The organism is Gordonia sp. (in: high G+C Gram-positive bacteria) (assembly GCF_047602025.1).
In the GTDB taxonomy this organism is placed as follows: Bacteria; Actinomycetota; Actinomycetes; order Mycobacteriales; family Mycobacteriaceae; genus Gordonia.
The window spans coordinates 2,973,325-3,000,090 of the sequence record NZ_JASGII010000001.1; the positions used below are offsets into that span (position 1 = coordinate 2,973,325).

A 26,766-nucleotide genomic window follows, 5' to 3' on the forward strand; every position below is an offset into this window, starting at 1 on the left:
GTAACTAGCTCTTCATGATGACTTGCTGGATCGTCGCCTCGTACTGGCCGTAGTTGCGCTGCGACGGGGCGAGTCGCTTGATCCAGAGCAGCATGAAGGGGGCCGCCTTGGCGTTGGAGATCTTGATCGTCGTCGTGTCGTTGTCGACGTCGACGTCCGCGACCTTGGTGGTCTGGTCGAACTTGGTGGCACCGGCCTGTGCGGTCCGCAGCTCGACCTTGAAGCCCGGGTTCGGCGTCTTGATCGTCACGGTTCGCACGGTGCGCGTGCCGCCCAGGTTGAACATGAGCCCGACGCCCGGCTTGAGCCCGCCGAAGTTGGCGGACTGCTGGTAGTGGTCGGTGGCCCACGACGGCGACTTGCCGCTGATGACGTTCTGGACGTTCGTGTCCGGGTCGGCCGGCTGATCGGAGTAGTCGACGACGGCCACGGTCTGCAGCGGGATCACCGCACCGGGGGTGTCGCTGTGCTCGGCGGTGCTCGACGTGAGGATCGCGTCGATGTCCGAGCTGGGCTCCGAACCGCCGACGAAGCGGGCGAGCACGATGACCAACGAGATGACGACCAGCAGCGCGGCGACGCCGAGGCCGATCAGCAGCGGCATGTTGCGGCCGCCGGCTTCGCTCGCCACGACGGTGTCGTCCTCGGCGCTGGGCGCGGGCGTGCCGTCGGGGACGATCGGCTTGCCGTCGGAGTCGAGCGGCGCGATGGCGGTGGTCGGCAGGTCCACGACGGTGGCCTGGTCGAGCACGTGCTGGATGGTCGCGGCGGTGCGGATGCCTTGGTTGCCGGCGAGCGCGCGGGCGGCGACGGCGGAGATCTCGAAGGGCACCTGCGACCGTGCGCGCTGCGGTTCGATCGGGCCCTTGCCCTCGTCGTCGGGCAGAGCCGGGCGCATCCCGCCGATCTGATCGGTCGACTGCTTCTCCGTGTTCGTGGCCGAGGCGTCGGCGCTGAGCGGCCAGCGGTCGAGCAGCAGGGCATAGAGCACGGCACCCAGGCCGCGCACGTCCGAGGACTTGTCGTCGCCGGCGAGCGTGCCGGGGAAGGCCAGCACGGCGTCGCCGTTGGTGGAGACGCGGATGCGGTCCGGGCTGTCGATGGACAGTGCGCCCCCGGTGCGGTGGGCGGCCTCGGCGGCGGCGGCCAGGGCGCGGACCGCGCGTGCCGCGCCGCGCGGCGACGGGTTGGTGCCGGCGACCTGGGCGAGCGAGGAACCCGGGGTCCACTCGGACACGACGATGCCGCCGGAGGAACCGCGGATGACGTCGAGGACGCGGGCGGCGCCGGCCGAGTTCAGGTGGCCGATGCGCAGCGTGCGCGACAGGATCGCCTGCGGGCCCTCGGTGTCGGCGGCGCCGGCCTTGGGCGGCTCGGCGACCTGGTCGGCGTCGACGAAGGTCAGGGCGACGTCGCGGTCGAGGTTGATGTCGCGGGCGTGCCAGAACTGCAGGCCGCGCGCCCCGCCGCAGTGTGCGATGAGGCGGTAGCGACCGCCGGCGACGGCGGCGCCGGGCACCAGGCGCGGTCCGCGGACCGGTGCGGCGGCAGCGGGAGCGGCCTTCTCGGCGGCCTTGGCGGCGGGAGCCTTGGCGGTGGCGGCCGGGGCCGCCTTCTTCTCGGCGGATGCGGGAGCGGCCTTCTTGGGCGCCGGATCCTTCTTGGCGGCGCCCTTGGTCGAGGTGGGTTCGGCGTCCTTGCCGGTGCCGTCGCTCATGATCGGCATTCCTCTCCTGCGGTAGCGCATGTCGGTGCGCGCGGGGTCATCGTCGTCGGGATGCGGTATGCGCGGGATGCTCCCGGTCGTCGCTCCACCGCTGTGGACAGTGTACGAGCGCCACGTCGATGATCCCCGATCGAAGCGGCGCACGACTTCAACTTGACCAGAGTAAGGCAGCGATTCATCAGCGCCAATCTTGGGGAACTGCACGGTCAGCGTGGTCTCGTTGGCCGTGGGCGCGTTCTCGTCCGGTTTCGGTGCCAGCGCGGGGACGAACCGGCCGATCGCGCGGCGGGCCATATCGGTGACGGCGACGACGTCGGGCACCTTGGCGGCGGCCATCAGGACGTACGCGAGGGCGAGGGCGACGATCGCCGTGACACCGACGAAGACGACGACGCCGATGCGTTCGCCCAGCGGCGCGGCGCGGGAGTCGTCGGGGGTGTACGGCGTGAAGACCAGGCGCGCGAGCGCCCACGTCGCCGCGACCGCCGCCAGCGAGGCAACCAGCGTGACGAGCGTCGTCCGCGCGACGCCGGACCCCGGCTCGTTGCCCAGCCGCGAGCGCAGCAGGTAGTGCCCGACGATGGCGCCGACGAGATAGCCCAGGCCGTTCGACAGCGCGAGCCAGCGGATGATCAGGTCGGGGTCGTCGAACAGGACCGGTCCCAGGAAGGACGACGCCACCTTCACAACGGTGATGCCGACGACCATGGCCGTCGGCGTCCAGGCGTCCTCGCGCGCGTAGAAGACGCGCAGTTGCACGAGCGTCATCGCGTAGGGGATGAGCGTGAAGGCGCCCCACGCCAGCACCGAGCCCAGCTGGCTGGCGTCGCTCGCCGAGAACTTGCCGAAGCTGAAGATCGCCAGGCCGATGTACGGGCCGAAGAAGGTCATGAACGCCACGACGGGCACCAGCGACACCATGGTCAGCCGGGTGGCCAGCGACAGGTCGGCCTTGACGGCGTCGGTGTCGTCGGCGGCCGCGTTGCGCGACAGGCGCGGCATGAGGGCGGTCAGGATGGTCACGCCGAGCACGCCGTAGGGGAGTTGCAGCAACTGCCAGTGCGTCGCGTAGGCGATGATCCCGGTCTCGGCGTGGGCGGCCGCGATGCGGTTGGTGATGACCAGGCCGACCTGCAGGACCAGGACGTAGACGACGATGGCGGCGGCCATGTTGCCGAAGGTGCGCAGGCGCGCGTCCAGGCCCCACTTCAGGCGGAAGCGGACGCCCGCCCTGCGGAGGTACGGCAGCAGCACGACCGCCTGCACGACGACGCCGAGGGTGGTGCCGATGCCCAGGACGAGCAGCTGCGGGTTGGTCATCTTGACCGGGTTGAGCGTCAGCTCGCCGGGCATCACGCGGAAGAGGACCAGTGTCGCGATCTGCACGATGTTGTTGAGCACCGGCGCCCAGGCGCCCGGCTTGAAGACGTTCTTGACGTTGAGGATCGCCATGAACAGCGCCGACAGCCCGTAGAACAAGATCTCCGGCAGCAGCAGGTAGGCGAGGGCCGTCGTCAACGGCTGGTCGACCTTGGAGTTCGAGCCGACGTTCATCACCGCCAGGATGGGCGCCGCGATGACGGCGAGGACGGTGACCGAGCCCAGCAGGACGACGGTCAGCGTGTAGAGGCGGTTGATGAAGCCCTCGCCGCCGTCGGGGTCCTCGGATTCGGCGCGCACCAGGACCGGGATGACGATCGCGGTGAGGACCGCGCCGAGGACGACCTCGGCGATCATGTTCGGCAGCACGTAGGCGGCCTGGAACGCGGAGGCGACGCCGCCGCCGAGCAGGGCGACGAGCAGCACCGTCCGGATGAACCCGGTGATGCGGCTGATCAGCGTCGCGAGGGCAATGGACCCGCCGGTGCGCACCACCGACTCGTCCGAGGTCTCCGAGTTGGCGCCGACCGGCCGTTCGGGCAGCTGTTCCGGCGCGGGACGGCGCACCTTGCGCGGCTTGGCCGGCTCGCCCGGGCTGTTGGGGTCGGCGAGCGGACCCGACAGCGGCCGGAAGCCGCCGGGGGGAGCGGTCAACTCCTCGGCGGACAGTTCCGCGGCGGTGATCTCCTCCGCCGCGAAGGCGCGTTCGTCGTCGCGGTCAGTCATCGGTGCTTTCCGGGTGGGGGTGGGCGTGCTCATACTCATTGTGCCGCCACGTGTAGTCGCGCCCGGCGAGGAACCGGTCCTGCGGGCTCGCCTCGGGACGGTCGACGTCGGCCTTGTCCGGTTCGCCGCGGAAGCGGTGCCACAGTCGGCGGGCCACCAGCAGCACGAGCAGGATGCCGGCGGCGATGGTCACGAAGAACAGCGGTTTGCCGTAGGCGTTGGAGTTCACGGCGAGTTTGATCGGGTCCCCGCCGAGTTGCACGCCCGACGCCGAGACGAGGGCGAACGTGACCGACGTCTTCTCCGACGCCTCTGATTTCGCGGGGAGGCGGACCTGGCGGGTGCCGCGGCCGGGGATCTCGACGATGCCGACGTCTTTGATGTCGAAGTCGCGGGGGGCGGTCGTATTGATGCGGACCCGGATGGGCAGGGCCAACTCGTTGCGGGTGACCAGCAGCAGGGGGCTGCGCTCGGAGACCTGCGTGTAGCGGCCGCCGGGGTCGAGGATCGAGACCGACTCGCGCATCTGCTTGAGCGCGCGCCCCACCGATCCGATGCGGGCGCCGCGGGCCGCGCGCACGGCATCGGGCTGGACGCCGTTGTCGACGGGCCCGGGCAGGGCGCGCAGCAGGTCGTACCGCAGCGGCGCCATGTACTTCTCCGGGGTGGCGCGGTCGCCGTCGGTCGCGTCCGCGGGACTGGCGACGAGGGCGGCCTGCAGCTGCCAGGTGAGGTCCGCCGACTTGTCGATGGTGTCGGCGGCGGTCGGCGACGGCAGCCACCACTGGTCCGATCCGGCCAGCGGGGTGTCGGCCGGGATGGTGAGGCGGGCGGCGGACCGGTTCTTGCCGGCCCCGTCGATGACTCCGGTCAGCGGGGCGGGCACCGCGGCGCCCGAGCGGAGCAGCAGGCCCGCGGTCGCGACGAGGTCGGCGGCGTCGTCCGGCGTGATCGACCACGTCGGCGGCGGGGCGATCAGCGAGCTGCGGCCGACGGTCGGCATCTCGTCGCCGGCGTCGGTGTCGGGGACGACGATGGACGGGAAGGCGAGGGCCGCGAGGGCGGCCTGCCGACGGCTCACGGGCGATTCGCCGTCGAGCGGCACGCGCTGGCCGGGCGGGACCAGGACCGGTCGGCGCGGTCGGGATCCGGCGGCCCCGAGGGCGGCGCTGATCGGACGGTCGAAGGTCGCCAGGCCCAGCTTGCCGGAGTTGTACTGGCCGGCCGGGTCGGCGCGGTCGGCCGCGATGGTGTCGCTGCCGGTCAGCGCGGTCCCGATGGCGGCCGTGGCGAGCTCGGCCGCACCGGCGTCGGTGATTGCGCCCTGGGTCGGCAGCGACATCCCGCGGACGCTCTTGACGTCGAGCAGGGAGTCGACGAGGTCGGCCGGGTGGGCGAGCGCGAGTTTGGTGAGCGCGGTGTTCCCGACGCGGTGCAGCGCGTCGAGGCTGGCGCCGGCGAAGGGCAGTGCGACGACGCAGCGCCCCTTCGCCAACGTGGTGAGTTCGGCGAGCCAGTCCGCGGCGGCGGCCGCGCCGGTACCCGGCTTGGTGGGCCCGGCGCGGTTGGCCGGGTCGCTGAGCACGGCGTAGCCGCCCGCCATCGCGGAGACGGTGACGAGGAGGTCGGGGTCGACGGCCAGGCACAGGCTGTCGCGGACGGCCGACCGCGGATCGTCGGCGCCGGCGCTGACCACCGGACGGAGCCCGACGAGCAGGTTGTGCAACCGCCCGCCGGGTGAGAGCGAGCGGGACAGGTTCTCGTTCAGCAGCACGATCGGGTCGGTGGCCCCGGCGCCCACGCGGCCCGGTACCGCCTGCGGCGCGGCGGCGATCGGCCACAGCAGCGTGAAGCGGGCGGGACTGCGGTTGTTCGCGGCCACCGAGCCGTCCGGCCCGAGGCCGCGTTGGGCGGCCCCGGCCTGGTCCTGCGCGAACTCGCGGGCCCCGTCGGCGGTCGCCGGCAGCGACAGCACCGGCAGCAGCGTGCGCGAATCGGCGACGCGGGCCTGCTCACCGCCGGCGGGCGTCGCGTTGAGGTTCACCAGCAGCGGGTAGACCCCGGGCTCGGTGATGCGCAGGCCGGTCGGGCCGGACAGCGGCATCGTCAGGCTGAAACCGGTGGTCGCGCCCGGCGCGAGTCGGTCGGCGATGGCGGTGAACTCGCCGTTGATGTCGAACGTGGCCGGGTCGCCGGCGAGTTCGGTGCGCAGATCGACGGCCCGCTGCGCGGGTTGGCCGCGCTGCAGGCGGATGGCGAGTGAGCCGAGGACCGTCGACCCGGTATTGCGGACGGTACCGGCGACGACGACGTTCGGGCCGGTCGCGGTGGTCACGACGGTGGGCTTGACGCCGTTGATCGAGATCTCGGCCAGTTCCTCGCCGTCGGTGCGCGGCGTCGAACTCGACGGAGCAGGCGAGGCGGGGGAGCGCGGGTCGGCCGCGGCGTCGCCGACGACCAGGGCCGGACCGGCCAGGTAGCCGAGCAGGAGCAGTGGCAGGAGGAGGGCGAGCAGCCGGCCGCGCACGCTAGTCGCCCGGCGGTGCGGGCCGACGGCCGCGACGCCTGCGTCGACGCTGCGACGGAGGCGGTACCGGTTCCTTGCGCCGCTGGTTGCGGGCGGCTGCGGCTTTCTCATATTCGTTGGGCTCGGTCCGATTGCTCTCGGCCTCGCTTTGCGCGAGACGGCCCGGATCGGCGGTCAACTCGGCGATGACCCCCTCGGCCATCCGGGCCAATCGTCGCTCGTCAGAGTACGTGAGCCGCTTGGGCAGTTCGACCAGCGGCACCCAGGCGACCTCGGCCACCTCGTAGTCGGCGTCGGAGAGCTCGCCGCCGGTGCTGCGCAGCAGGTAGTGGTGCACGGTCTTGTGGATCCGGCGGCCCTCGCTGACGAACCAGTAGTCGATCTTGCCCAGCGGGGCGATGACGGTGCCGCTGATGCCGGTCTCCTCGGCGACTTCGCGGATCGCGGTCTGCTCGGCGGTCTCCCCGGTTTCGATGTGCCCCTTGGGCAGCGACCACATCATCCGGCCGCGACGGTCGACGCGTCCGATCAGCGCCGCCGACAGCTCGTCGAACGGGCGGGTCAGGTCGGAGACGACGAGACCGCCGGCCGAGGTCTCCCGCACGGTGCGCAGGCGGGCACCGCCACGGGCGCGATTGCGCTGGCCCCGCCCGGTCGCGGGCTTGGCGGCGGTGGCGGGCTTGGCGTGTTCGGCCAGGTCGGACGGCTTGGGGTGGGGCTTGGGCTCGGGTCGTGCCTCGGTGGCGGGCACCGTGGCCGACTCGGCGTCGGCGACGAGCCGGGGTCCCGGCTTGGGACGGGTCGACGCGGCGTCGGCGGCCGCCGGGCTCGTGGGCTGATCGTGCTGGCCCTGCGGTGACTGGGTCTGACCGCCGCCACCGCGCCCGCGCCGCCTCCGGTTGCGCCGTCGCCTCGGGGGGTTCCCGGGCTCGCCGCCCCCGGTGCCCGCGGCGTCGCGGGGGGTCGGTGAGGGCTGGGCGGAGGACATTCTTCGATGCTAGCCGCCCGTAACCTTAAGTTTCCCTAGGACGCCGTGGATGCCATCCGTTCGGACGAGAAGCTAGGCTGTCACCCCGTGACCGAGTCCGATTTGCGGCGTGCGCGACTGTTGGCCGCGGCGGCAGTCTCGCTGCGGGATCTCGGCGATGTCCTGAATCCGCTGGGCCGGTTGTTCGCCGACGCCGGACACGAGCTGTACCTGGTGGGCGGCTCGGTGCGCGACGCCGTCCTGGGCCGGCTCGGCAACGACCTCGACTTCACCACCGACGCCCGTCCCGACGTCATCAAACCGATCCTCGACGGCTGGGCCGACGTCGTCTGGGAGGCGGGCATCGCCTACGGCACCCTGAGCGCGCGCAAGGGCGATCACCTCGTCGAGATCACCACCTACCGCAGCGACGTCTACGACCAGGTGAGCCGGAACCCGACGGTCACCTTCGGCGACAGCCTCGACGGCGACCTCGTTCGCCGCGACTTCACGATCAACGCCATGGCCGTCGCCATCACCGCCGACGGGGCGTCGGACTTCCACGATCCGCTCGACGGCATGTCCGCGCTGCTCGCCGGGGTCATCGACACCCCCGCCGCGCCGGAGCAGTCCTTCGGCGACGACCCGTTGCGCATGCTGCGCGCCATCCGCTTCGTCTCCCAGCTCGGATTCGCCCTCGCGCCGCGGACCTTCGACGCGATCACGGCGATGGCCGACCAGATCGACCGGATCACCGTCGAGCGCGTCCGCGTCGAGCTGGACAAGATGATCTGCGGCGAGCACGCGCTGGCCGCCATCGACCTGCTCGTCGAGACCGGGCTGGCCGAGCGGATCATCCCGGAGATCCCCGGCATGAGGCTGACCATCGACGAGCACCACCAGCACAAGGACGTGTACGCGCACTCGTTGACGGTGCTGCAGCAGGCGATGGACCTGGAGACCGGCGACCCCGACCCGGTGCTGCGGTGGGCGGCGCTGCTGCACGACATCGGCAAGCCGGCGACCCGGCGCCATGAGGAGGGCGGCGGCGTCAGCTTCCACCACCACGAGGTCGTCGGCGCCAAGATGACCCGCAAGCGGTTGCGCGCCCTCAAATACCCGAAGGCGATGGTCGACGACATCTCGCAGCTCGTCTTCCTGCACCTGCGCTTCCACGGCTACGGCGACGGCAAGTGGACCGATTCGGCGGTGCGCCGCTACGTCACCGACGCCGGCCCGCTGCTCGACCGGCTGCACAAACTGGTCCGCGCCGACTGCACGACGCGCAACAAGCGCCGCGCGCGCCGACTGCAGGAGAACTACGACGACCTCGAGCGCCGCATCGAGGAGATCGCCGCCGCGGAGGATCTCCAACGCGTCCGCCCGGATCTGGACGGCAACGCGATCATGGAGCTGCTCGACATCCCGCCGGGGCCGTTGGTCGGCAAGGCGTGGAAGCACCTCAAAGAGGTGCGGCTCGAACGCGGTCCGCTCGAGCGCGACGAGGCCGAGGCCGAACTCCGTCGCTGGTGGGCGGAACAGAACTCCTAGCGCGGCATCAGCACCGACACCGCCGACTCGAGGACGTCGAACGTGGCGGGCAGGTGCCCGATCAGGTCGCCGTCGACCGAGACCAGCGCCGCCGGATCCGAGCTGACCTCGACGACCTTGCCGCGGCCGGTGCGCACCAGTTCGTGCTCCACGTGTTTGCCGCTGAACACCGTCGGCAGCAGGCGCAGCAGGGTGGCGCGCCCCACGCCGGGATCCTTGGTCGCGACGGTGACATCGAGGCGGCCGTCGTGGACGTCGGCGTCCGGCGTGATCAGCATGCCGCCGCCGTAGGAGCGGGTGTTGCCGATGGCGGTGAACAGGACCTCTCCGTCGGCGAGGGTCTCGCCGTCGACCCGCACGGTGAACCGCCGGGTGGTCAGACTCGCCACCTCGGCGAGTGCGGCGACCAGGTAGCGGGACTGACCGCGCGGCCAGCGCATGGTGACCGCGCGCTTGGTGACGTCGGCGTCGAACCCGGTGGCGGCGACGGTGACGAACAGCGTGGTCTCACCGGTGTCGTCGAGCCGTACCCGGCCCAGGTCGATGGCCTTCGCCGCGCCGGTCGCGATGACGTCGACGGCGCCGGGGAGATCGCCCAGCGGCACCCCCAGCGCCCGCGCGAGGTCGTTGCCGGTGCCGGCTGGGATGATTCCGACCGGCGTGGTCGAGCCGGCTGCCGCTTCGAGCGCGAGCCGGATCGACCCGTCGCCGCCGACGGCGACGATCGCGTCGACCGACGGGTCCGCCACGGCCTCCGCGGCGACGCGCTGGGCGTCGGGGAGGTCCTTGCCGGCGACCACCCGTGCGGTGATGCCGCGATCGATCAGCAGCCGGGCGACATCGTCGGCGATCGCCAGCCCGGTGCCCTTGCGGGCCTGCGGGTTGGCGAGGACGGTGACCGAGGAGAGCGGCATCAGACCAGTTTGCCCGGATTGCAGACGCCGGTGGGGTCGAAGACGCCCTTGACCGCGGTAAGGGCCGCGGTGCCGAGGTCGCCGATCTCGTCGGCGAGGAACGGGGCGTGGTCGCGGCCGACGGCGTGGTGGTGGGTGATCGAGGCGCCCACGTCGGCGATCTTCTGGGTCACCTGCTTCTTCGCCGCGAGCCACTGCGCGAGGGCGTCGCCCTCCTGGCGGTAGACGATGGTGAAGTACAGCGAGGCGCCGGTCGCGTAGGTGTGCGAGATGTGGCACATGGTGACGACCGGCTCCGGCAGGGCGGCGGCGAGTGCCTGCGTGACGGCGGCCTTCACCTCGTCGAGCTTGGCCCAGGTGGTCACCGTCTCCAGCGTTTCGCAGCCGACGCCGATGTCGAGCAGGGCGTCGCGCAGGTACGGGCCGGAGAAGCGGCCGTGCTCCCACGCCTTGGCCGGCTCGGGGCCCAGCGACTGGCCGCCGCAGGAGGTGAAGATCTCGCGGACGACCGTCGCGCGGGCGGCGACGGCGGTCGGCGAGCCCTCGAAGGTGGTGATCGCCAGGCAGCCGCCGGGGGTCTGCTTGTCGGGGAGGTCGTCGTCTGACGAGTCGGACTCGCCGATCTCCGTCGGCCTGGCCAAGTTGAGCGCGGTCTCCAGTTCGTCGGAGACGCGCATGACCGTCGGCATGACGCCCTCCTGCGCGACCGAGCGGAAGGCCTTCGCCGCGTCGGCGAAGCTGTCGAAGCGCCAGCCCTCGTACTCGGTGGCGGCGGGGATCTTGTGCACGCGGACCGACACCTTGGTGACGATGCCGAAGGCGCCCTCCGAGCCCATGACCAGTTGGCGCAGGTCGGGGCCGACGGCGTTCTTCGGCGAGCGGCCGGCCTCGAGCACGCCGGCGGGGGTGACCAGGGTCAGCGCCTGGACCATGTCGTCGAAACGGCCGTAGCCGGCCGACGCCTGGCCGGAGCTGCGCGTGACGGCGAAGCCGCCGATGGTGGCGTAGCGGAAGCTCTGCGGGAAGTGGCCGAGCGAGTAGCCGCGCTCGCCGAGGAGCTTCTCGGCGTCGGGCCCGGTGACACCGGCGCCGAGGGTGGCGATCTGCGAGACCTCGTCGAGGTCGATCAGCGCGTCCATCCGGCGCAGGTCGACCGACAATGCGGCGCGCAGCTCACCGGCTTCGGGGTCGAGCCCGCCGACGACGCTGGTGCCGCCGCCGAACGGGACGACGGCGACGCGGTTCTCACCGCACCACGCGAGGATCGCGGCGACCTCGTCGTCGGTCGCCGGGGCGACGACGCCGTCGGGTGCGTCCTGATCCGGGAGACGTCGGCGGAGCAGATCGGGCGTCGACTTCCCGGCGCCGCGCAGCAGGCGGTCGGCGTCGGCGGTCGACGCCCACTGCTCGCCGACGATGGCGCGCAGCGCGGCCAGGTCGTCGTCGGACAGGCGCGACGGGGAGACGGTCACCGTCGCCGGGTCGATGGTCGGGAGGGCGGGTTCGCCGGAGACGCCGAGCATCCCGCGGATCAGCGTCGAGGTGCCCTCGGAGAGCGGCGCGGCGAGGTCGGGGTCGCCCCAGGCGTCCCAGCGCATGGGCGGGACGGGTAGTTGGTGCAGTTTCGGGTCAAATCCAGCAGTCATGCGATACAGTGTTACACATCATGTCAATTCGTAATGCTGATTCGCCAGAAGTGGACGCCCGAGCCGAGGGGGTGGGCGACGAACTCGGCACCCGGGTCCTCGATGCGGCGCGCGAGGAGATCCTGCGCCAGCAGGGGCGCAAGGTGAGCCTCGCCGACGTCGCGCGGGCCGCCGGGGTGAGCCGGCCGACGGTGTACCGCCGCTGGCCCGACCTCGACGCCGTCGTGCGCGACCTGTGCCACCGCGAGATCACCCGGATCGTCGCGGCCGTGCAGGCGACCACGCCGCTGCGCACCGGTACCGGCTTCGCGCCCGCCATCGATCAGATCGTGCGGGTGGCGGGGGCCATCCGCGACGACGAGTTGTTCGCCGAGCTGTGGCGCGGTCGCCCCGACTTCCTGCAGCCCTACGTCTTCGACCGGCTCGGATCCAGCCAGCGCAGCCTGCTGCGGCTGATCGCCGACGGCATCGAGGCCGGCCAGGCCTACGGCTGGGTCCGCGACGGCGACCCGGACAAGCTCGCCGCGATGGTCCTGCTGATCACCCAGTCCGCCGTACAGTCGCAGGCACTGGTCGAGCCGATCCTGGGCGAGGATTGGACCACCGAGCTGCACCGCGTGTTGGCCAGCTACCTGCAGCACCCCGGCAAGGAGTAACGATGACCGTCCTGAATGCCGCCCGTCGTCGCGCGGACCTGGAATCGCTCGCGACGCGGGCCGAGCCGGTCGACGTCCTCGTCATCGGCGGCGGAGTCACCGGTGTCGGCGTCGCCCTGGACGCGGTGACCCGCGGGCTGTCGGTCGCGCTGGTCGAGGCGAACGATCTCGCCTTCGGCACGTCGCGGTGGAGCAGCAAGCTGGTCCACGGCGGGCTGCGCTACCTGGCGAAGGGAGATGTGGGCATCGCCCACGAGAGCGCGGTCGAGCGCCACCACCTGATGACGACCATCGCCCCGCACCTCATCCGACCGGTGCGCCAGGTGGTGCCGGACTTCGGCGTGAAGACGTCGGACCTACTGGTGCGCGCCGGGTTCTTCGCCGGCGACCTGCTCAAGCGCGTCGCGCACACCCCCGACGATGTGCTGCCGGGACCCAAGCGGCTGTCGGCCCTGGAGGTCCTCGCCGCCTGCCCGACGGTCCGTCGGCACGGGTTGCGCGGCGGCGCGTCGACGACGGACGGGCAGCTGATCGACGACGCCCGACTGGTCACCGCGATCGCGCGGACCGCCGCCGGCTACGGCGCCCAGATCCTCACCCGGGTTCGCGCGGAGCGGGTCGACGGCGGTGGCGCGGTGCTGCGCGACGAGCTCACCGGTGACGAGTTGCGCGTGTCGGCCCGGGCCGTCGTCAACGCGACCGGCGTCTGGGCGGCCGGCCTCGATGCGACGCTGACCATCCGCCCGAGCCGCGGCACCCACCTCGTCTTCGACGCGGCGACCTTCGGCAATCCGACCGGTGCGCTCACCGTCGCCATCCCCGGCTCGATGAGCCGGTTCGTCTTCGTGCTGCCCGAACAGCTGGGGCGCGTCTACCTCGGCCTCACCGACGTCGACGCCGCCGGGCCGATCCCGGACGTCCCGACACCCGACGACGAGGAGATCGACTTCCTGCTCGACACCGTCAACACCGCGCTGGCCATCCCGGTCACCCGCGCCGACGTCAAGGGCGCGTTCTCCGGGTTGCGCCCGCTGATCGACACGGCCGGCGGTGACGGCGGTTCGCTCGCCGACGTCTCGCGCCGCCACGACGTGCGAGTCACCGATTCGACGATGGTCAGCGTGATCGGCGGCAAGCTGACCACGTACCGGCAGATGGCGCAGGACGCCGTCGACGCCGCGGTGCACGCCGCCGACCTGGACGCCTCCGCGTGTGTGACGACGTCGGTGCCGCTGGTCGGCGCGACCCCCGTCGACCCTGCGCTGCCGGAGGGTCTGCCCGATTCGCTGGTCGCGCGCTTCGGTGCGGAGGCGCCGAAGGTCGTCGAGGAGGCCACCGTGGCCGAGCCGCTGGCTCCCATTGCCGACGGCATCGACGTGACGCGGGCCGAGATCGAGTTCGCCTTCACCCATGAAGGCGCGCTGACCGTCGAGGACGTCCTGGACCGTCGCACCCGGATCGGGCTGGTGCCCGCCGACGCCGAGAAGGCGCGCGCCGCCGTCGAGCAGATCGCCGCCGCGTCGTTGGCCTAAACCCGACCCAACATGACAAGACCCGACACCTGTTGGTGTCGGGTCTTGTCGCGCAGAGTCGGGTTTGCGTCAGCTGTGGACGATGACCTCGCGGTCGGAGCCGGTGGGCACGATCTGGGCGCCGAGCGGCATCAGCGAGATGGGCACCATCTTGAAGCTGGCGATACCGAGCGGGATACCGATGATCGTCAGGCACATGGCGATGCCGGTGGCGATGTGGCCGAGCGCGAGCCAGATGCCGGCGACGACCAGCCAGATGATGTTGCCGATGAGCGACATCGTGCCCGCGGACTGTTTGCGCTCGATCGTGCGACCGAAGGGCCACAGGGCGTAGTTCGCCATGCGGAACGAGGCGATCCCGAACGGGATGGTGATGATCAGGACGCAGCAGATCACGCCGGCGATGGCGTAGCCGATGGCCATCCAGAGGCCCGACAGGACCAACCAGATGATGTTCAGAATCGTCTTCATAACTTCCAGTATGCCGACGGATCGGCCCTACGGCTCGCGGCGTCGAATCCGATCGACCACCCCGTCCCCGTCGACGTCGACCAGCGCGGTGTCCCACCGCCCGTCGCCGTCGGTGTCCAGGCGCAACTCGCTGCCGCCGTCGGGCAACCCGACGAGCGTCGCGTCGGGCTTGCCGTCGCCATTGGTGTCGATCGGCCGACCCACCCGCCCCGGTCGGGGCGCCTCGTCGGCAGGAGGCGGTGGCGGCGTCGGCGGGGGTCGCGGCGGGGCTGGTGGCGGACCCGGTCCCGACGACGAGAACTCCGGCCGCTGTGCCCGCACTCCCCAGACCCCGTTCCCGGTGTCGCGGAAGAACGACTCGACGACGCCGTCGTCATCGAGGTCCAAAGCCGCACAGTCGGCGACGCCGTCACTGTCGGAATCGATCATCAGGTCGTCGATCCGCCCGTCGCCGTCGAAATCCAGGCGCACCGAATCGAGTCGGCCGTCGCCGTTGAAGTCGACGTCGGCGGGGGCGTGCCACGTGTGGGTCTCGCCGTCGCCGGTGCCGAAGGTGTGGGCGATGGAAAACGGGTCCATGTTCCTTGGACGCAGCGGGCGGCCGGACGGTTCCCGGCGACCGAGAACGTGACCCCGCACACGCACGATCGGGCGCTAGATTGGACCCATGTTCCTCAGCGAGCTCGGACCCGCTTGGCACGCCGCACGCGTCGAACCCGATATGGCGCACTGGGACGCCGCTTCGGCGGGCCGCTCGTCGAACGCGGTGATCGAGACGCTGAGCGCCCACCTCTGGGAAGAGTCGAAGCGCGGGTCGTACGTCGCGATGGAAGAAGCGGCGCAGCAGCTGGCGACCGGGGCCCGCGAGCTCGCCGCGCTGATCGGGCACCAGGCCGACGAACTCGTCTGGCGCGACACCGGCCGGGCCGCGCTCCGCGGCCTGCTGGGCGTCGCCAATCTGCCCATCGCGAGCACCGTCTGGGTGGCCAAGAACGAGTTCGGCCCCAACCTCGTCGAGTTCGAACGCCGCGAGTTCGCGGTCCACACCCTGCCGGCCACCGACGTGTCCGGCCGCGTCGACACCGACGCCCTGGAGAACATGCTGCAGTTCGAGCAGCCCGAGTTCATCCACCTCTGCCACATCGGATCGGCCAGCGGCGTCGTGCAGCCGGTCGCCGAGATCGTCGAGATCGCCCATGCCGCCGACGTCGCCGTGGTGGTCGACATGGCGCAATCGGTCGGCCACGTCGCGACCGACACCGGCGCCGACATCGTCTACGGCACCAGCCGCAAGTGGCTCACCGGCCCGCGGGGCGTGGGCTTCGCCGCGGTGCGGCCGGATTCGCGCCTGCGGATCGACGTCGCCGACATGGAAGCGGGCGCGACCGCCGGATTCATCGCCGGACGCCTGGGCCTGGGCGCCGCCGTCGCCGAGTTGAACCAGATCGGCCCGCAGACCGTCTACGACGAACTGGCCGCCATCGGGCGAGCCACCCGGGAACGCCTCGACGGGGTGGCAAGCTGGGAGGTGTTGGAGCCGATCGACGAGCCCTCGGCGCTGGTGACGCTGGCTCCGCCGCCGGGGTTCGAAGCGCAGGACGTCGTCGCCGCTGCCCACCGGCTGCGGGAGGCCGGGCTGCTGGTGACGCCGGCGATCGCCGAACGCTCGCCGCTGATGCTGGACAACTCGGTGCTGCGGCTCAGCCCCCACCTGGATGCGACGCGCGAGGACCTCGACCGCTTGGCCGGCGAGCTCCGCACGATGGGCTACTGAACCTCGTCCTGATTCGCGGCGAGGCTTCGCCGCAGCACTTCGATGAGTGCCGTCACGTAGACGAGCCCGGCGCCGATGAGGACGATGGGGCCGCGCCCGGTGGTCGGGACGATGAGGGCGGCCGTCGTCGCCGCCGCGATGAACACCAGGTTGAAGATCGCGTCCTGAATGGCGAAGACCTCGCCGCGGCTGTCGTCGGGGACCTCGGTCTGCATGGCGACATCGCCGCAGAGCTTGATGGTCTGGCCGACCCACCCGATCAGCAGGACCGCGGCGACCGCGATGTCGAGGTCGAAGGTCAGCAGCAGCGTCTGCCCGAACACGCCGAGGAGGAGGGCGGCCGCGAGTGTGCGCGTCCGGCCCGCCCAGCGGGCGAGGATCGGTGTGCTGATCGCGGCGAGCAGCGCCCCGACCGCGGCCGACCCGACCATCAGCAGGAATCGGCGCAGTCCACTCGTCTCGCCGACGTTGTTGGTCGCCAGCACGAGCACGATGGTGTTGGTGCCGAACGCCCACCGGTGCGCGGCGATCGATCCCAACAGCACGCCGACGGTGGGCGCCGAGGTGATCGCCCGCCACCCGCGGATCCAGCTCGTCGTGACGGCGCGGGCTTCTCCGTCGGGACCTAGGGAGCGTCGCGGAAAGGACCGGGCGACCAGTGCCGCGACGAGGGCCCCAACGGTGCCCAACAGCATGATCGCGGCGGCCGACCCGGCGCCGGCGCCGAGCAGCAATCGCCCGCCGGCGGCGATGCCGACGCCGGTCATCGCCGCGAAGCCGCCGAGCGCGTTGAACAGCGCGTTGGTCCGCACCAGCGCGTCGCGCGCGGTGACGTGTGGCAGCGCGGCGGAGAGCCCCGCCGCGACGAAGCGGGCCGCGCCCATTGCCCCGAGGGCGGCGCCCAGGGCGGCGAAGTCGTGCAGACCCGACGCCAGCAACCCGGCGGCGACGGCCATCAGCGCGCCACGCACCACGTTGGCCCACACCAGCACCGAACGACGGTCCCACCGGTCGAGGAAGCCGCCGATCAGCGGGCCGATCAGCGAATACGGCCCGACCAGGACGGCGAGCATCCCGGCGATGACCAGCGGTGAGGCCTGGCGCTCGGGGTTGAAGGCGATCGCGGCGAACAGCGCCGCCTGGAAAACACCGTCGGCCGCCTGCCCCGCGAGGCGCGTGGCGAGGAGGCGGATCAACACCGCCCAAAGACTACCGACGGCGCCGCGCGGTCGTGCCATGATGAGGTCGTGGGCGATGAGTCCGACGACCCGAGGACGTCCGCCGGCGGCAATGCCGGCGGTCACTCCGGCGCGGCGCCCATCCGGCCGGGCACCCTCCTCATCGCCTCCCCGCAACTGACCGAATCCGCCTTCGCGCGGACGGTCGTCTACGTCATCGAGCACGACGACACCGGCACCATCGGCGTCATCATCAACCAGCCGTCGCACTCCCCCGTGCACAACCTGCTCCCCCAGTGGTCGCCGCTGGCCGCGAACCCGAAGGCGCTCTACGTCGGCGGACCCGTCAAGCGCGACGGGGCGCTCTGCCTGGGCGTCGTCGAGCGGGGCGTCGATCTGCACGGCGTCACCGGGATCATGAAGGTCAGCGGCCGCGTGGTCCTCGTCGACCTGGACGGCGACCCCGACGAACTCGCCCGCGTCCTCGTCGGCGTCCGGATCATGGCCGGGTACGCGGGGTGGGGGCCGGGCCAGCTCGACGACGAGCTCGGCGAGGACAGCTGGCTCGTCGCGTCGGCACTCGCCGACGACGTGCTGGCGCCGGCCGGCATCGATCTGTGGGCGACGGTCCTGCGCCGCCAGCCCTGGCCGCTGCCGCTGCTGTCGACCTATCCGATGGACGTCACCGCGAACTGAACTGGACAATCCGGGAACTTTCCGCCATACCCTTGTTCCTGTGGACTACCTGTGAGTAGGGTCACGAGTCAGTTGACCAAGCGACCGATTGGTCGCCTTGCGGCACTCGCCGCACAAGCACGCTGAATCTGCAGTTGGGGACAGGGGAAGCTCAATGAGGAAACTGTTGTGGGCAGTTGCCGCCTTCGCGATCATGGCGCTGCTCGCGCCACTGGCGTCGGCCGGCGCCGCGCCGGTCGGGCCGAGTGGCGGCGCCGCCGGCAAGGGGTGGGCGTACACGAAGGACAAGAAGCAGCGGTATCCCGGCGTGCACATCGATTGGGACGTCCCGATCCGGATGAGCGACGGCACGGTCCTCAAGGCCAACGTCTACCGGCCCGGTGACGCCGCGGACCGCCCGGTCGCGGTGAAGACGCCGACGATCGTGACGATGACGCCGTACACGAAGCTCATCTCGACGTTGGCGGCCGAGACAATGCAGAACCCGATCCTCGAGCCGATCGCCAAGCAGATCATCGGCATGATCAACCTGACCGGCACCCCGATCGACGGCTTCGGCGACCTCCTCAAGTCGATGACCGGTGGGACCTTCCGCTCCTTCACCGTCGACAAGGACCTGGTCCGAGCCGGGTACAGCTACGTCGTCGTCGACGTCCGCGGCACCGGGTTCTCCCAGGGCAAGTGGGACGTGTTCAAGGAGCGCGAGCAGCGTGACACCGTCGAGGTCATCGACTGGGCGGCCAAGCAGCGGTTCTCCAACGGCAAGATCGGCATGACCGGCATGTCGTACTCGGCGATCAACCAGGTCTACGCGGCCAACCGCAACCCGGCCGCGCTCAAGGCGATCTTCCCGGTGGTCCCCGGCGGCGACCTCGTCCGCGACATCGTGGCGCCCGGCGGTGCGCTCGGCGCCGGCTTCCTGCCGATGTGGTTGACCCTCGTCAACACGACGAAGATGATGCCCGACCTCGGTGCGATGTTCACCGGCCGCTTCGACTGGAAGTGGCTGGCCGACCGGCTCGCCGATCCGGTGACCTTCTTCCCGCAACTGTTCGCCGCGCTGTTGACGCCGGACATGCGGTCGATCCCGCCGGACATGAAGCGACTGCTGATCCCGGGTACCGCCGAACGTCGCGGCTGGATGGATCACGCCGACCGCATCCAGATTCCGACGATGATCGTCGGCGGCTGGTTCGACCTGTTCACCAACAGCGAAGTGCGGATGTTCAACAAGATCCCGCTGCCGCTGGGCCAGAAGCAGCTGGTCATGGGCGAGGCGTACCACATCACGCCCGGCGCCGGCCACGGCGAGCGGGGCACCCCGCCGCGCATCGACGTGCTGCAACGCGCGTGGTTCGACAAGTGGCTCAAGGGGATCGACAACGGCATCGACCAGTACGGTCCGGCCACCCTCGACCAGATGGGCCGCGGCTGGATCACCGCGCCGAACTTCCCGCGCCCGGGCATGACCCGCCAGCGCCTGTACCTGTCCGACCGCCCGAGCGGCACCGCCCCGCACGCCGTGCGCGACGGCCGGCTCAGCGTCGGCAAGCCGCGTTCGCGCGGCCGGCTGACCGTCGGGCCCGGGGTGCTGACCCTGTGTTCCCGCGACGCCGGGCAGCAGACGGCGGGCGTGACGGCCATCTTCCGCTTCTGCGGCCGGGACAACCGGATCGCCGAGCACAACGCGCTCACGTTCACGACCGCGCCGGTGCGCACGTACCGGAGTATCTCCGGGTACAGCAACCTGCGGATCAACGCGGTCTCCGACGCCACCGACGGCTACTGGACGGCGATGTTGACCGACGTCGCGCCGAACGGCGAGTCGACGGTGATCTCGTCGGGCCAGATCGTGTCGTCGTTGCGCAAGATCGACCCGAACCAGAGCCAGTACGCGCCGAACGGCGACGTGGTCGACCCGTTCTACACGATGTCGCTCTACGACCGGAAGCGCGTGAAGCCGGGTGTCCCGGTCCAGCTCGACCTCGGCCTGCTGCCGACGGAGGCCCTGCTCAAGCCGGGTCACCGGCTGCGCGTCGACGTGTTCGCGATGAACCTGCCGCGCGGTCTGCCGCTGCGCCCGCTGCTGAACGAGTCAGGGCTGCGTCCGCAGCACATCCAGCTCGACCCGAACCGACCGAGCTTCCTGAACGTGCCGGTGTCGAAGGAGTTCGGCTAGTTTCGGTCACCCTGGAATCCAGACGCTCGCCGAGGCGAGCGGTTAGGCTGAGTGCCTTACGTCAACAGCCCAGAGGGATTCCCAATGCGTGAAATGACCGAAGTCGAACTGCTCACCGAGCTCGAGCCGATGGCCGAGAACGAGCTCAACCGGCACATGTCCCAGGCGCGGGACTGGCACCCCCACGACTACATCCCGTGGGACGACGGCCGGAACTTCGCCGCGATGGGCGGCGTGGACTGGGAAGAGGGCCAGTCGCAGCTGTCCGAGGTCGCCAAGGCCGCGATGGTGCTGAACGTCCTCACCGAGGACAACCTGCCGTCGTACCACCGGGAGATCAGCGCCTACTTCGACGCCGACGGCGCCTGGCGCACCTGGGTCGGTCGGTGGACGGCCGAGGAGAACCGTCACGCGATCGTCATGCGCGACTACCTCGTCGTGACCCGCGGCGTCGACCCCGTCGCCCTGGAGAACGACCGAATGGCCAACATGACCAAGGGCGTCTACACCGACGACCTCAGCGGCCTGCTCCCCGGCTTGGCGTACGTCACCATCCAGGAGCTCGGCACCCGCATCAGCCACCGCAACACCGGCAAGGCCTGCAACGATCCGATCGCCGACAAGATGCTCCAGCGCATCGCCGCCGACGAGAACCTGCACATGATCTTCTACCGCAACATGTGCAGCAACGCCTTCGACCTCGCGCCGGACCAGTCGATGGAGGCCCTCGGCGCGGTCATCGAGCAGTTCCAGATGCCGGGCATCGGCATGCCGAACTTCCGCAAGATGAGCCTGACGATGGCCAAGTACGGCATCTACGACATGCGCCAGCACCTCGACGACGTCCTGTGGCCGGTGCTGCGCAAGCTGCGCATCTTCGAGCGCGACGACTTCGGTGCCCGCGGCGAACAGGCCCGCGACAGCCTGGCCGCCTACCTCGAGAAGGCCGACGAGGATGCCAAGCGCTTCGAAGAGCAGCGCGCCCGCCTCGTCGAGCGCGACGCCAAGCGCGCCCAGAAAGCTGCGAGCTGACCGGCTCGCGGAAGTAGCGAAGGAGCAAGGAATGCGGACGAAGATCGCGGCGGGCATCGGGATGCTCGCCATCAGCATGGGCGCGTTGGCCGGCTGCAGCTTTGAGAAGTCGGTGAGCAAGTCCGACCTGGAGGCCAAGAGCAAGGACGCCATCGCCGCGCAGGTGCCCGGCCTGACCCAGGTCAAGTGCAAGGGCAACCTGAAGGCCAAGGCCGGCGAGAAGCAGGAGTGCGCCATCGAGCACCACGGCAACTGGCAGCTGCTCACCGCGACGGCCACCGACGACAAGGGCAAGTTCAACGTGAACACCGTCCCCGGTCTCGTGCCGCAGCCGGAGTGGGCCAAGTAGCCACCGAGATCTGCCAATGGTTCGGCCTCCGCGGGCATGGTGCCCGCGGAGGCCGAACCTTTTCCCGAAGTCAGTGAGAGGGGATCACCAGAACTTCAGGCTGCCGTAGTCGGGACCGGGCGGAGCCGGCTTCGGCTTGGGCTTCGGCACGATGGGGATGACCTTCTTCTCCTTCGGCTTGTTCGGTTTGTAGGGCGCCTCCAGCTTGGGATTCTTCAGCTTTGCCTTGCCCATCGTGAAAGGCTGCCCGACGCGGTTCTCGTTCGAATAGCCCTTCTTCCAAATGCCCCAGCTGACGGTGAAGTTGCCCGGTGCGAGGGGTTTGGTGCTGGTTCGCGTCGTGTTCGGCGCGATGCTGCCGTTGATGAACAGGTTCTCGGGCGCACCGACCATGTTCCGGACGATGATGTTGAGGCCGTAGGCGACGGCGTTCGTGTTCACCGCCTTGAGGGTTGCGGTGCCGTTGCCGTTGTCCGTGGCGACCAGCGCGAATCCTTTCAGCGGAAACACCGTGGTCGCGTCGGCCGCGGGTGCGGCGAGAACGGGAGCGCCGACGACGCCGACCGCGACGGCAACGGCGACCAGCCCGGTGGACCTCATCGAGATCACCACCACTTCAGGCTGCCGAAGTCGGGGCCGGAGGGCTTGCCGGGCTTGATCGGCTTGGTCTTCGGGGTGCCGAGCTTGGGGCCGTTGTACTTGCCCTTCGGCGGCGTGGGGAGCCCCTTGGGCTTGAGCGGCTTGGTCTTCGGGGTGCCCAGCTTGGGGCCGTTGTACTTGCCCTTCGGCGGCGTGGGCAGGCCCTTGGGCTTGAGCGGCTTCGGCTTGATCGGCCCCATGGGCTTGTCGACGCTGTGGCCGGCGACGCCGGGCGCACCGTCATTCGCGGCGAACGCGGCGGCACCGCCGAAGGCCAGCGACAGGGCGAGCGCTCCGGCACCGAGTGCGGCGGTCAGGGACTTGTGATTCATGGCGGGCATCGGGACCCTCCTCTTCTCTGTCGCAGGTACCGGGCGACGACACCGGGTTGCTGGATTTCCAGCCGTGCGACCAAGTCTCGGGCGACGGGCCGCCGGCGACGCGAGTAGTGGACTACTCGAATATTGCGGGGGGTACTCGCAGTCAGGACGCGTCGGCGTCGGCCTGCGCGGCGTATCGCGAGGCCAGCATGCTGCAGAGGATCAGCTGGATCTGGTGGAAGATCATCAACGGAAGCACGATCAGGCCCAGTGCCGGCGACCCCGCGAACAGCACGGTTGCCATCGGCAGACCCGACGCCATGCCCTTCTTGGTGCCGCAGAACTGGATGGCGATGGTGTCGGCGCGGTCGAAGCCGAGTCGGCGTGGCAGCCATCCGGTCAGCGCCAGCAAGAACACGATGATCGCGAGGCAGATCAGCGCCACCGTGACGATCTGCCCCACGTCGACCTGCGACCAGATGTGGTTGCGCATGCCTTCGGAGAAGGCGACGTAGACGACGAGGACGATCGAACCGCGGTCCACGAGCTTCGTCGGCGCCGGGTGGCGGTCTATCCAACCGCCGACCCACGGGCGGGCGATCTGGCCGAGCACGAACGGCAGCAGGATCTGGGCCATGATCTTGACGATCGACGAGCTGCTGATGTGCACCCCGGAGTTGGTTCCACCCATCAGCCACACAACCAGCAGTGGCGTGAGGAACACGCCGATCAGGCTGGACAGCGATGCGCTGACGATTGCCGCCGGCACATTGCCGCGGGCGATCGAGGTGAACGCGATCGACGACTGCACCGTTGACGGGACGAGGCAGAGGAACAGCAGCCCCAGGTACAGGTTCTCCCCCACCAGCGGCTCGACGACCGGTTTGATCGCGAGGCCGATGATCGGGAACAGCACGAAGGTGAACGCCAGGATCAGCAGGTGCAGCCGCCAGTGCGTGAGTCCGGCGAGCGTCTCCCGCGGGTGCAGGCGCGCCCCGTAGAGGAAGAACAGCAGGGCGATCGCGGCGATGACGACCTTGTCCATGACGTCGGCGAAGAGGCCCGTCGCGGGGAAGAGCGCGGCGACGATGACGGCCGCGATGATGGACAGCACGAAGCCGTCGATCGGAGATTTCGCGAGCAGTGCCCGCGGCGAGAGGGCCACTACGCGCGGGTGGTCGCGTCGTCGTCGAAGCAGGCGTCGCGCATCTCGCAGCTGCCGCACGTCGTGCCGGTACCGCAGATGTCCTCGTCGTCGTCGGCGCAGGCCTCGGCTTCCTCGTGCCCGCCGCAACCGCACTCGGCGCCGCAGCCCGCGGGCTCGGGGTCGGGCGGAAGGGCCGCGGCCGCGCGGATGGCGGTGCCGGAGAGCAGCCCGACGAGGGCCAGGGCGACGACCGTGCCGATCACGCCCAGGATGATCCCGGCCAGACCCCGCTGGGTGAACGCGAGGCCGGCGGCGACGAGGGCCAGCACGCCGGTGGCGATGAGCCCGGGGGCGACGACGCGGTTGGCGAGGGCGAAGGCATTCTCGCTGCGCATGGTCTCCGGGCTGCGGATGCCGAGGTAGCGGTTGCGCCGCAGGATCCCTGCCTGACCCGCGATGCCGAGCGCGATCCAGACGATGCCGCTGAGCGCGGCGATCGCCGCGACGACGAGAGCGATGACATCGGCCACGACCACCACTCTACGTCGTGTCGTAGGCCACCATTTACGCTGGTCGGGTGACTGGATCCAAGCCCGCAACCCCCGAAGCCGAAGCCGCGCACCGCTATACCGCGCGGCTTGCGGACCAGATCGAGGCGCGCTGGCAAAACGAGTGGAACGAGCGCAAGGTCTACCAGGCGCCGAACCCCGTCGGACCCCTCGCCGGCGACGTCAGCGGCTACTCCCCCGACGACAAGCTCTTCATCCAGGACATGTTCCCGTACCCGTCGGGCGCGGGCCTGCACGTCGGGCACCCGCTGGGCTTCATCGCCAGCGACGTGTTCGCCCGCTTCGCGCGCATGGACGGCCGCAACGTCCTGCACACGATGGGCTTCGACTCCTTCGGCCTGCCCGCCGAGCAGTACGCGGTGCAGACCGGCACGCACCCGCGGACCACCACCGAGGCCAACATCGAGCGGTACCTCGGCCAGATCCGGCGGCTGGGCCTCGGTCACGACGAGCGCCGCCGCGTCGCGACGACCGACGTCGAGTTCTACCGCTGGACGCAGTGGATCTTCCTGCAGATCTACAACGCCTGGTTCGACGAGACGGTGCAGCGGGCGCGGCCGATCGGCGAGCTGATCGCCGAGTACGAATCCGGCGAGCGCACCCTCGACGACGGTCGCTCGTGGGCCGACCTGGATGCCGCCGAGCGGCGGACCGTCGTCGACGGGCACCGCCTGGTCTACCTGAGCAACTCGCTGGTCAACTGGTGCCCGGGGCTGGGCACGGTGTTGGCCAACGAGGAGGTCACCGCCGAGGGCCGCAGCGAGCGCGGCAACTTCCCCGTCTTCCGCAAGAACCTGCGGCAGTGGATGATGCGGATCACCGCCTACTCCGACCGCCTGCTCGACGACCTGGAATTGCTCGACTGGCCGGAGAAGGTCAAGACGATGCAGCGCAACTGGATCGGTCGCTCGCGGGGCGCGCACGTCGACTTCGCCCTCCCGGGCGACAACACGATCAAGGTGTTCACGACGCGGCCCGACACGCTCTTCGGGGCTTCGTACATGGTGCTGGCCCCCGAGCACGACCTCGTCGACGAGATCGTCGCCGACGCCTGGCCCGCCGACGTCGACGACCGCTGGACCGGTGGCGCGCAGACCCCGGCGGAGGCCATCGCGGGTTACCGCGCGTCGATCGCCGCGAAGTCCGACCTGGAGCGCCAGGAGAGCAAGGAGAAGACCGGCGTCTTCACCGGCGCCTTCGCGACCAACCCGGTCAACGGCGAGCAGATCCCGGTCTTCATCGCCGACTACGTCCTGATCGGGTACGGCACCGGCGCCATCATGGCGGTCCCCGGCCACGACACCCGCGACTACGAGTTCGCCACCGCCTTCGGCCTGCCGATCCGCGAGGTCATCGGCTCGGAGCAGGGCATCGCCGACGAGGCGTGGACCGGTGACGGCCCGCTGGTGGACTCCGGCTTCCTCGACGGCAAGAGCGTCGACGAGGCGAAGACCGCGATGATCGAGAAGCTGGAAGCCGACGGCACCGGCGTCGGAACCGTGCAGTTCAAGCTGCGCGACTGGCTCTTCGCGCGGCAGCGGTACTGGGGCGAGCCCTTCCCGATCGTCTACGACGAGCAGGGCAACGCCCACCCGCTGCCGGAGTCGATGCTGCCTGTCGAGCTGCCCGAGGTGGCCGACTACGCGCCGGTCGCCTTCGACCCCGACGACGCCGATTCCGAGCCCTCTCCCCCGCTGGCCAAGGCCACCGACTGGGTCACCGTCGAACTGGACCTGGGCGACGGGACGAAGACCTACACGCGCGATGTGAACGTCATGCCGCAGTGGGCGGGCAGTTCCTGGTACCAGCTGCGCTACATCGACCCGACGAACACCGAGGCACTGTGCGCCAAGGAGAACGAGGCCTACTGGATGGGTCCGCGGCCGTCGGTGCACGGCGCTGCCGACCCGGGCGGGCTGGACCTCTACATCGGCGGCGTCGAGCACGCGGTGCTGCACCTGCTGTACTCGCGCTTCTGGCACAAGGTCCTGTTCGACCTGGGCCACGTCACCAGCCGCGAGCCGTACCGCAAGCTGTTCAACCAGGGCATGATCCAGGCCTACGCCTACACCGATTCGCGCGGCGTCTACGTCGAGGCGGAGCAGGTGCAGGAGCGCGACGGGAAGTTCTTCCTCGGGGATCAAGAGGTCTTCCAGGAGTACGGGAAGATGGGCAAGTCGCTCAAGAACTCCGTCGCCCCCGACGACATCTGCCGCGACTATGGCGCCGACACCCTGCGGGTCTACGAGATGTCGATGGGACCGCTGGACCAGTCGCGGCCATGGGCGACCAAGGACGTCGTCGGCGCGCAGCGGTTCCTGCAGCGCGTGTGGCGACTGGTCGTCGACGAGGAGTCGGGTGCGGTGCGCGTCACCGACGCCGACGCGTCCGACGACGACCTGCGCGCCCTGCACAAGACCGTCGACGGCGTGCGCGACGACCTGGCGAACCTGCGGACCAACACCGCCGGCGCCAAGCTCATCGAGCTGACCAACCACCTGACCAAGACCTATCCCGACGGTGCTCCGCGCACCGTGGTCGAGCCGCTGGTCCTGATGCTCGCCCCGCTGGCGCCGCATATCGCCGAAGAGCTGTGGGAGCGGTTGGGCCACGGGGAGTCGCTGGCGCACGGCCCGTTCCCCACCGCCGACGAGAAGTGGCTGGTGCAGGACACCGTCGAGATCCCGATCCAGGTCAAGGGCAAGGTGCGCAGCCGCATCACCGTCGCGGCTGACGCCGACGAGGACACCGTGCGCACCGCCGCACTGGCCGACGAGAAGATCGCCG

21 protein-coding genes are annotated in these 26,766 nt (G+C 70.5%); 9 read left to right on the forward strand and 12 right to left on the reverse strand.

From position 1 onward, the window contains the following. Positions 1–4: 4 nt before the first annotated feature. Genes murJ through QM728_RS14920 form a run of 3 tightly spaced genes read right to left on the reverse strand, consistent with a single transcriptional unit; the run spans position 5 to position 7,347 of the window. Complete coding sequence (gene murJ, locus QM728_RS14910) at positions 5–3,832, reverse strand: murein biosynthesis integral membrane protein MurJ (protein WP_415032785.1); 3,828 nt, start codon at positions 3,830–3,832, stop codon at positions 5–7. Next, positions 3,825–6,359 carry a DUF6049 family protein gene (locus QM728_RS14915; RefSeq protein ID WP_415032786.1) on the reverse strand — a complete coding sequence of 845 codons (2,535 nt, stop codon included), beginning with the start codon at positions 6,357–6,359 and terminating at the stop codon, positions 3,825–3,827. Before QM728_RS14915 ends, murJ begins: the two co-directional genes overlap by 8 nt. A 1-nt stretch (position 6,360) precedes the next feature. Further along, on the reverse strand, positions 6,361–7,347 hold the full coding sequence (locus tag QM728_RS14920; protein ID WP_415032787.1) for an NUDIX hydrolase: 987 nt from the start codon (positions 7,345–7,347) through the stop codon (positions 6,361–6,363). An 87-nt stretch (positions 7,348–7,434) separates the two neighbouring features. On the opposite strand from QM728_RS14920, the gene QM728_RS14925 reads away from it, so the two are divergent. Beyond that, positions 7,435–8,877: a CCA tRNA nucleotidyltransferase gene (locus QM728_RS14925; RefSeq protein WP_415032788.1), complete on the forward strand. Its 1,443-nt coding sequence runs from the start codon at positions 7,435–7,437 to the stop codon at positions 8,875–8,877. Here the strand turns inward: QM728_RS14925 and QM728_RS14930 are convergent. Further along, on the reverse strand, positions 8,874–9,791 hold the full coding sequence (locus tag QM728_RS14930) for a diacylglycerol/lipid kinase family protein (RefSeq protein ID WP_415032789.1): 918 nt from the start codon (positions 9,789–9,791) through the stop codon (positions 8,874–8,876). The two genes, QM728_RS14925 and QM728_RS14930, sit on opposite strands and share 4 nt — an antisense overlap. Then, positions 9,791–11,437, reverse strand: coding sequence for an FAD-binding oxidoreductase (locus tag QM728_RS14935; protein WP_415032790.1), 1,647 nt, complete (start codon positions 11,435–11,437; stop codon positions 9,791–9,793). The genes QM728_RS14930 and QM728_RS14935 overlap by 1 nt, the downstream gene beginning before the upstream one ends. A gap of 20 nt (positions 11,438–11,457) precedes the next feature. Between QM728_RS14935 and QM728_RS14940 the strand changes: the two genes are divergently transcribed. Then, a complete protein-coding gene (locus QM728_RS14940) occupies positions 11,458–12,093 on the forward strand; it encodes a TetR/AcrR family transcriptional regulator (protein WP_415032791.1) in 636 nt (211 codons plus the stop codon). Positions 12,094–12,095: 2 nt separating this feature from the next. Then, a complete protein-coding gene (locus QM728_RS14945; RefSeq protein WP_415032792.1) occupies positions 12,096–13,625 on the forward strand; it encodes a glycerol-3-phosphate dehydrogenase/oxidase in 1,530 nt (509 codons plus the stop codon). 69 nt (positions 13,626–13,694) lie between these two features. On the opposite strand, the gene QM728_RS14950 is transcribed toward QM728_RS14945, so the two are convergent. After that, entirely contained in the window at positions 13,695–14,096 is a 402-nt protein-coding gene (locus tag QM728_RS14950) for a YccF domain-containing protein (protein ID WP_415032793.1), read from the reverse strand. A gap of 27 nt (positions 14,097–14,123) precedes the next feature. After that, positions 14,124–14,675 carry a hypothetical protein gene (locus QM728_RS14955; RefSeq protein WP_415032794.1) on the reverse strand — a complete coding sequence of 184 codons (552 nt, stop codon included), beginning with the start codon at positions 14,673–14,675 and terminating at the stop codon, positions 14,124–14,126. Between the two features lie 88 nt (positions 14,676–14,763). On the opposite strand from QM728_RS14955, the gene QM728_RS14960 reads away from it, so the two are divergent. Next, positions 14,764–15,870, forward strand: a complete 1,107-nt coding sequence (locus QM728_RS14960; protein WP_415032795.1) for an aminotransferase class V-fold PLP-dependent enzyme — start codon at positions 14,764–14,766, stop codon at positions 15,868–15,870. Here the strand turns inward: QM728_RS14960 and QM728_RS14965 are convergent. Continuing rightward, on the reverse strand, positions 15,864–17,069 hold the full coding sequence (locus tag QM728_RS14965; protein ID WP_415032796.1) for an MFS transporter: 1,206 nt from the start codon (positions 17,067–17,069) through the stop codon (positions 15,864–15,866). The genes QM728_RS14960 and QM728_RS14965 overlap by 7 nt on opposite strands. 48 nt (positions 17,070–17,117) lie before the next feature. Between QM728_RS14965 and QM728_RS14970 the strand changes: the two genes are divergently transcribed. The 4 genes from QM728_RS14970 to QM728_RS14985 all read left to right on the forward strand — a co-directional run bounded on the left by QM728_RS14970 (position 17,118) and on the right by QM728_RS14985 (position 21,304). Further along, positions 17,118–17,744 (forward strand): YqgE/AlgH family protein, encoded by a 627-nt coding sequence (locus QM728_RS14970; RefSeq protein ID WP_415032797.1) that lies wholly within the window; start codon positions 17,118–17,120, stop codon positions 17,742–17,744. Positions 17,745–17,898: 154 nt separating this feature from the next. Continuing rightward, positions 17,899–19,923 (forward strand): CocE/NonD family hydrolase, encoded by a 2,025-nt coding sequence (locus QM728_RS14975; protein ID WP_415032798.1) that lies wholly within the window; start codon positions 17,899–17,901, stop codon positions 19,921–19,923. An 84-nt stretch (positions 19,924–20,007) separates the two neighbouring features. Next, complete coding sequence (locus QM728_RS14980) at positions 20,008–20,955, forward strand: acyl-ACP desaturase (RefSeq protein ID WP_415032799.1); 948 nt, start codon at positions 20,008–20,010, stop codon at positions 20,953–20,955. Positions 20,956–20,986: 31 nt separating this feature from the next. Beyond that, positions 20,987–21,304 carry a DUF4333 domain-containing protein gene (locus QM728_RS14985; protein WP_415032800.1) on the forward strand — a complete coding sequence of 106 codons (318 nt, stop codon included), beginning with the start codon at positions 20,987–20,989 and terminating at the stop codon, positions 21,302–21,304. Between the two features lie 84 nt (positions 21,305–21,388). On the opposite strand, the gene QM728_RS14990 is transcribed toward QM728_RS14985, so the two are convergent. From QM728_RS14990 to QM728_RS15005, 4 genes are all read right to left on the reverse strand, one after another. Beyond that, positions 21,389–21,904 (reverse strand): hypothetical protein, encoded by a 516-nt coding sequence (locus tag QM728_RS14990; protein WP_415032801.1) that lies wholly within the window; start codon positions 21,902–21,904, stop codon positions 21,389–21,391. A 5-nt stretch (positions 21,905–21,909) separates the two neighbouring features. Then, positions 21,910–22,284, reverse strand: coding sequence for a hypothetical protein (locus tag QM728_RS14995; RefSeq protein WP_415032802.1), 375 nt, complete (start codon positions 22,282–22,284; stop codon positions 21,910–21,912). Between the two features lie 142 nt (positions 22,285–22,426). Then, complete coding sequence (locus tag QM728_RS15000; RefSeq protein WP_415032803.1) at positions 22,427–23,428, reverse strand: bile acid:sodium symporter family protein; 1,002 nt, start codon at positions 23,426–23,428, stop codon at positions 22,427–22,429. Continuing rightward, entirely contained in the window at positions 23,428–23,940 is a 513-nt protein-coding gene (locus QM728_RS15005) for an SdpI family protein (RefSeq protein ID WP_415032804.1), read from the reverse strand. The genes QM728_RS15000 and QM728_RS15005 overlap by 1 nt, the downstream gene beginning before the upstream one ends. A gap of 47 nt (positions 23,941–23,987) precedes the next feature. On the opposite strand from QM728_RS15005, the gene leuS reads away from it, so the two are divergent. Continuing rightward, a partial coding sequence (gene leuS, locus QM728_RS15010) for a leucine--tRNA ligase (RefSeq protein WP_415032805.1) occupies positions 23,988–26,766 on the forward strand: 2,779 nt, incomplete at its 3' end.

Excerpts from the sequence above, each read along its gene's own strand:
- murJ (WP_415032785.1), bottom strand. The coding sequence starts at position 3,832 with ATGACTGACCGCGACGACGAACGCGCCTTCGCGGCGGAGGAGATCACC.
- QM728_RS14920 (WP_415032787.1), bottom strand. The coding sequence starts at position 7,347 with ATGTCCTCCGCCCAGCCCTCACCGACCCCCCGCGACGCCGCGGGCACC.
- QM728_RS14930 (WP_415032789.1), bottom strand. The coding sequence starts at position 9,791 with ATGCCGCTCTCCTCGGTCACCGTCCTCGCCAACCCGCAGGCCCGCAAG.
- QM728_RS14935 (WP_415032790.1), bottom strand. The coding sequence starts at position 11,437 with ATGACTGCTGGATTTGACCCGAAACTGCACCAACTACCCGTCCCGCCC.
- QM728_RS14940 (WP_415032791.1), top strand. The coding sequence starts at position 11,458 with ATGTCAATTCGTAATGCTGATTCGCCAGAAGTGGACGCCCGAGCCGAG.
- QM728_RS14945 (WP_415032792.1), top strand. The coding sequence starts at position 12,096 with ATGACCGTCCTGAATGCCGCCCGTCGTCGCGCGGACCTGGAATCGCTC.
- QM728_RS14950 (WP_415032793.1), bottom strand. The coding sequence starts at position 14,096 with ATGAAGACGATTCTGAACATCATCTGGTTGGTCCTGTCGGGCCTCTGG.
- QM728_RS14955 (WP_415032794.1), bottom strand. The coding sequence starts at position 14,675 with ATGGACCCGTTTTCCATCGCCCACACCTTCGGCACCGGCGACGGCGAG.
- QM728_RS14960 (WP_415032795.1), top strand. The coding sequence starts at position 14,764 with ATGTTCCTCAGCGAGCTCGGACCCGCTTGGCACGCCGCACGCGTCGAA.
- QM728_RS14975 (WP_415032798.1), top strand. The coding sequence starts at position 17,899 with ATGAGGAAACTGTTGTGGGCAGTTGCCGCCTTCGCGATCATGGCGCTG.
- QM728_RS14980 (WP_415032799.1), top strand. The coding sequence starts at position 20,008 with ATGCGTGAAATGACCGAAGTCGAACTGCTCACCGAGCTCGAGCCGATG.
- QM728_RS14985 (WP_415032800.1), top strand. The coding sequence starts at position 20,987 with ATGCGGACGAAGATCGCGGCGGGCATCGGGATGCTCGCCATCAGCATG.
- QM728_RS14990 (WP_415032801.1), bottom strand. The coding sequence starts at position 21,904 with ATGAGGTCCACCGGGCTGGTCGCCGTTGCCGTCGCGGTCGGCGTCGTC.
- QM728_RS14995 (WP_415032802.1), bottom strand. The coding sequence starts at position 22,284 with ATGCCCGCCATGAATCACAAGTCCCTGACCGCCGCACTCGGTGCCGGA.